The organism is Geobacillus sp. B4113_201601 (genome assembly GCF_001587475.1).
Taxonomy (GTDB): Bacteria; Bacillota; Bacilli; order Bacillales; family Anoxybacillaceae; genus Geobacillus; species Geobacillus icigianus.
In genome coordinates this window covers 1-5,683 of sequence record NZ_LQYX01000029.1, presented here as the reverse complement: position 1 = coordinate 5,683, position 5,683 = coordinate 1, and the positions used below count along the sequence as shown (strand labels likewise).

Annotated in this window: 5 protein-coding genes and 1 pseudogene; 2 read left to right on the top strand and 4 right to left on the bottom strand. The window is 39.7% G+C overall.

Features of this window, described 5'->3' with window-relative positions:
- Both B4113_RS20270 and B4113_RS20265 read left to right on the top strand, forming a co-directional pair.
- Positions 1-644: transposase (locus B4113_RS20270; RefSeq protein ID WP_235597948.1), on the top strand; the 644-nt coding region annotated here is incomplete at its 5' end.
- Between the two features lie 381 nt (positions 645-1,025).
- Positions 1,026-1,397 (top strand): annotated as a pseudogene (locus B4113_RS20265) (IS982 family transposase); the annotation flags it as partial.
- 36 nt (positions 1,398-1,433) lie between these two features.
- Here B4113_RS20265 and B4113_RS03965 read toward each other — a convergent pair.
- The 4 genes from B4113_RS03965 to B4113_RS03950 are packed head-to-tail and all read right to left on the bottom strand — an operon-like array spanning position 1,434 to position 5,599.
- A complete protein-coding gene (locus tag B4113_RS03965) occupies positions 1,434-2,756 on the bottom strand; it encodes an ABC transporter substrate-binding protein (RefSeq protein ID WP_033021721.1) in 1,323 nt (440 codons plus the stop codon).
- A 13-nt stretch (positions 2,757-2,769) separates the two neighbouring features.
- Positions 2,770-3,582: a carbohydrate ABC transporter permease gene (locus B4113_RS03960; RefSeq protein WP_033021719.1), complete on the bottom strand. Its 813-nt coding sequence runs from the start codon at positions 3,580-3,582 to the stop codon at positions 2,770-2,772.
- Positions 3,579-4,463 (bottom strand): carbohydrate ABC transporter permease, encoded by an 885-nt coding sequence (locus B4113_RS03955; protein WP_033843593.1) that lies wholly within the window; start codon positions 4,461-4,463, stop codon positions 3,579-3,581. The genes B4113_RS03960 and B4113_RS03955 overlap by 4 nt, the downstream gene beginning before the upstream one ends.
- Before the next feature lie 17 nt (positions 4,464-4,480).
- Positions 4,481-5,599: an ABC transporter ATP-binding protein gene (locus B4113_RS03950; protein ID WP_033843592.1), complete on the bottom strand. Its 1,119-nt coding sequence runs from the start codon at positions 5,597-5,599 to the stop codon at positions 4,481-4,483.
- Between the last annotated feature and the right edge of the window lie 84 nt (positions 5,600-5,683).

The window sequence follows — 5,683 nt, the reverse complement described above, 5'->3', positions numbered from 1 at the left end:
TCAACTACGCCAACAGCGTCGCGCTTTGGATCAAGCCCTTTGTCGACCGGTTCCCGTATGAGCTGTCCGGTTCGTTCTGTGGGGACGAGACGTATATTCGCGTCAAAGGGCGCTGGCATTACCTGTTCTTTCTATTTGACGCCGTCAAAAAGATCGTGCTGTCCTATCGCGTCTCGCCCAACCGGGACACGCTCTCGGCCATCAAGGCGATCAATGATGTCCTCAGGAAGCTGCCGTCCCTTCCAGACGACTTGTCGTTCGTCGTGGATGGCAACCCGATTTACCTGTTGGCGCAACACTTCTTTGCCCAGCACGGGATTTCGTTTGACGTCCGCCAGGTGATCGGCCTGACCAACGAAGATCCGGTCTCGGAAGAGTTTCGCCCTCTCAAGCAGATCATCGAGCGATTCAACCGGACCTTTAAAGGCAACGACCGCCCGACCCATGGGTTTGGCGCCGAGGAAGGCTCGGTGTCCTTTGTGACGCTGTTTGTGGCGTATTTCCACTTTCTGCGCCCGCATAGCGCGCTCGAAGGCCGGGTGCCGGTCGTCATCCCGGAGCTCGCCGAGCTGCCGCATATGCCGGCCCGGTGGACGAAGCTCATCACCATGGCTCAGGACTTCCTTCAAAACGAGGCAGCCTAACTTTTTTGTCCTCCAGAGCCCGTTGAACAGAACTCCTGCCGGATTCGGCGAAGCGAACCCTTGACCAACCGAACACCGCCAAAGGTAACATTCGGTCAAAGCAAGGGCGGCTTTTCGATTGCCTTCTTTTTTGTCCCCGTCGCCCTTGACGACTCTTCCGCACCTTTGGCGGGTGTTGGTCAAGGGCGAATCCGGCTCTCTGCATGCCCCACGATGCTCAATGGGATGGTCTGTGTGGAGTTTTCATAGAACTTTTGACGCTACCCACCTAGATACAGTGCCAAAATGCCTCTGACCCCTTTTGTATCAAGGGACAAGAGACATTTTGTTTGCCTAGCGGTCGAACTCGGATTCGAAAAAGCAATAGTACTATGGGTTTATCAAGTGACAGATCAAGGTCTGCCAATGGGATATTTGGTGACGGAAGCATCTTGTCATGATCGAATCGCAGCCGAAAACGTCATGATCCAAATTCCTCATCCCTATAACTTCGGGGAGCAAAGGGTTTATGCTGTCGGAAGAACACCAAATGACGCTTTTCCGTCTCGAAAAACCAGAAACATTGTCTGCCTGAGACATGGAAGCAGTAGATCAAACCAAAACACAAAGTGATCAAGACGGTGTTTTCGGTTCTGGTTCACCATTTATCGTATCACTGAGATCCGAGCCCATTCGATCATCGAATTTGAAATAGCGTTAAACGGTATATTGTTAGCCTATTTCTTAGTTACACTTGGGCTAGTTGAGCGCTAAAGCTCAACTAGCACCACGGGTAGATGTAAATATTTTTTACCTCTTCATCTGTAATTCGCGATCCACTTCTTTCGCAGCCTGATCTAATGCTTCTTTTGGACGAACTCCTTGATATAAACTTTCCATTGCGCTTACAATATGTTGTCGAGCTTGAGGAAACACTGAAATAAGAGCTCCTTGTGTAGCAGGTGTAGATTTTGTCTCTTTCAATTGGTCTACCGTGACTTTCAATTGTGGATACTTCTTCCATTGTTCTTTCACAAGAGGCAAGTCATACGCTTTAGGATTAATCGCAAAATATCCAGTATTTACATGCCATTTAGCCTGCACTTCAGGTGTAGTAAGGTATTTCATAAACTCCCATGCCGCCTTTTTCTTTGCTTCATCCACATCCTTCATTAACCACAGAGACGCTCCTCCAATAATAACCCCTTGACGGTCGGTATTATCAGGAATCGGTAAGTAAGCAACTCCCACCTTAAATGGCGAATTATCAACAACAGTTCTAACTCCCGCTGAAGAATCAAGATACATTGCTACTTTCCCAGATTGAAAAGCAGCTCTCATATCATCCCAATTTTGACCAACATTATAAAAGGAACCATCTTTATACATATCAGATATCAACTTGAATACACGCAATCCTTCTTTACCGTTAAAAACGGCTTTTGTTGCCTCACCTTTACGCCCATTTTCTTTATTCACATAGAGACCACCTTGTACTGCCAACATCTCTTCAAAAAACCAGCCATAATTCAAGATAGTAAAACCATACTTTCCTTTTTTAGTTAGTTTTTTCGCCATCTCTCTTAACTCGCTGTAGGTCATAGGCGGTTTTTCTGGATCCAACCCTGCTTCTTTAAATGCATCCTTATTGTAGATCAGTACCGGAGTAGAAGAGTTAAAAGGCATCGAATAAATTTTTCCATCCACCTTATAATAACTAACTATATTTTTTTCCCACTGCGACACATCGTATTTTTCTCGATCAATAAAATTTTGGATTGGTTCAATTTTCCCGCTATTAATCATATATTTCGTTCCAATTTCGAACGCCTGCATAATAGTTGGAGAGTCCTTCGTTCCTGCTACTGCATTAAACTTCGTCAAAGCTTCCTCATATGTTCCTTGAAACACTGGTTTTACATAAATTTTAGATTGCGAAGTGTTGAAATCGTTAACAATTTCATTCAAAACCTTTTCCAAATCACCGCTCATTGCATGCCAAAATACTACTTCTGTTCTATCAGATTTTTCTTTTGTATTATCTTGTCTACCACTTGGCGATGCTTTATCCTCTCCCCCACTACATCCAGTCATAACTAATAAAACAATTAAACTCATTATCCACTTTTTCACAATTTTTCCCCCTTCATTTAATTGCACCTTGCATTAATCCCTTTTGCAGTTGTTTTTGACCAATAAACAATAGTAATAAAGTAGGGAAAATTACGATAATAACCGCAGCCATAACCACCCCCCATTCAGTTGCCATTTCTTGTGTTTGCATTTGCTTTAATCCAATCTGTACAGTGCGTACACGTTCATCATTAGTAACTAGAAGCGGCCATAGATACATATTCCATGTGGTCAAAAAGCTGTATAATCCCAATGTTGCTAAACTCCCTTTAGAAAGTGGTAACACGACATACCAAAAAAATCGAAAGTGTTTCACCCCAGAAACTTGAGCTGCTTCGTATAATTCAAAAGGTATTGTTTTAAAATGTTGTCTCAATAGAAATATACCGAAAGCTAATGCAAAAAACGGTATTGTCAAACCAAAATAATTATTGGTCCAACCGAGTGCTTGAACAGTTAAATAATTAGGAATAACAGTGGCTTCCCACGGAACAAGCATTGTCATAATGGTCAAGAAAAATAATACATTTCTTCCTATAAAACGAAGAAAAACAAATGCATAAGCTGCTAAGCTAGAAACTATAAGTTGTCCGATCATAACAATCAACGATACAGCAAAGCTATTCCACAAGTAGCGTCCTAAAGGAACTTTTTGAAATGCATAGATATAATTTGTGAAAGACCAATTCGTTGGCCACCACTTTCCTTGCAATAACTCGGCTCCACTTAAAAAACTAATGAAAAAGGCATATAAAATGGGAAACATTATTACAATTGTACAAACGATCAGCAACGCATATAAACTTGCCTTTCTTAGAATAATCATTGATAATGTACCTTCCTTTCAACAAAGGAAAACTGCAAAATAGTAATAATCAGAACAATTAAAAATAATACAACAGCTTGAGCACTAGCAAACCCAAAATTATAGTTTACAAAAGCCTCACGATATATGGAATAAACCAACACAGTTGTCTTATTAACAGGCCCCCCTTTTGTTAGAATATCAATTTGTCCAAATGTCTGGAATGCTTGAATTAGAGAAACAGTTACAATAAAAAACAATGTTGGTGACAATAATGGTAATGTAATTTTTCTTAATTGGTATATTTTACTAACCCCAACGATTTTAGCATTTTCATAGAGTGTAGTATCAATATTTTGCAGACCACCTAACAAAATCAAAAAGGCAAATCCGATATTCATCCATACCGTAGCAATCGCTACTGCCACTAAAGCTGTATTAGGGTCCAATAACCATTGTCGTTCGTGGCCACCAAAAGCAACCAAAAGTTTATTAATAATCCCTATCGAAGGATTGTACATAAACATCCAAATTACAGAGGAAGCTGCCACACTCATACCTAATGTTGATGAAAAAAACGTCCGAAATAATTGTATCCCTTTTAATTTTTCATTTGCTAAAAGAGCCAAAAATAGAGAAATTACAACAGTAGGAGGAACCGTATATAAAACGAACAAGAATGTGGCCTTCATGCTTTCATGAAAGTTTTGATCTTCCAATAAATAGATAAAATTATCAAAACCTACATATTTGGTTGGTACACCTTGAAAATTGGTTGTGTGCATACTTAAGTAAGTTGTACGAATCATTGGATAGAAAACAAATACAGAGAACAATAAAAGAGAAGGAACTACATACAACATACGCCCCATCGTTGATATAAAATTCTTTAGCTTATTCATACTGTCTCCCCTCTTCATCAACTTGATATCATTTTCACATCATTTAAATAATCCGATAACTGATTTATCAACATTCCTGTCTCTTTATCAAAAATGCAGATCTTATCAGTCTCAACACTTATGCCTACCTCCTTTCCAATGGGGATATCTACCTGACCATTACATCTAATAAACATCTCTTGCCTTCCTAGCTCCACTGTGATAATTGTTTCGGTCCCTAAAATCTCTTTATATTTAACAGAAAAATTAAAATTAATCGAACATCGATTATTTACATCAGTTATGTTTAGATGCTCTGGACGAATCCCAACAATTATCTCTTGGATACTACGCTTTTGTTGGAATCGTAATGATCCTAGACGATGCCCCCCATCTAAGATAATTTCTCCGTTCTCTATACACCCCGGTATTAAATTCATTGGAGGTGCACCGATAAATGACGCAACAAACGTGTTAGAAGGAGAGTTATAGATTTCTAATGGTTTACCTATTTGCTGAACACGTCCATTTCTTAAAACCATGATTTTATCTCCCATAGTCATAGCCTCTACTTGATCATGAGTTACGTATATCATTGTAATTCCTAATCTTTTTTGTAGCTGCTTTATTTCTTTACGCATATTGGTTCTGAGCTTAGCGTCTAAATTAGACAATGGCTCATCCATTAAACACACTGGATCCTCTGAAACAACGGCCCTAGCTAATGCTACTCTTTGTCTCTGTCCCCCTGATAATTCCCTAGGTTTTCGTTTTAAATACTGTTCAAGTCCCATCATCTCTGCAACATCTTTGCATTTTTTTATTTTTTCTGTCTTACTCATATTCTTTTTTTTGTACAACCCAAACAAAATATTTTCTTCTACAGTAAGATGAGGATATAACGCATAATTTTGGAATACCATTGATAAATTTCTCTCACTCGGATCTAGGTTATTAGCGACCATACCGTCCATTTTCAAAATTCCTTCAGTAATATCCTCTAGTCCAGCAATCATCCTTAGCAACGTGCTTTTTCCACATCCCGAAGGACCTAGTAGAACAAAAAACTCACCAGATTCTATAGTTACATTAACATCGGAGACGGCTTTTACGTCATTTTTATAAATTTTTGATACATTAATCAATTCAATTTTCAATGATATCACTCCCTCTAGAAATGTTGATTTATCAAGGCTTTTCGGCCCCTCAGGGGTGTCCAAAAAATATTTTTCGACAAAATC

Bases quoted from the DNA above. Each gene is read 5' to 3' on its own strand.
- B4113_RS03960 (WP_033021719.1), bottom strand. From the start codon at position 3,582: ATGATTATTCTAAGAAAGGCAAGTTTATATGCGTTGCTGATCGTTTGT.
- B4113_RS03955 (WP_033843593.1), bottom strand. From the start codon at position 4,463: ATGAATAAGCTAAAGAATTTTATATCAACGATGGGGCGTATGTTGTAT.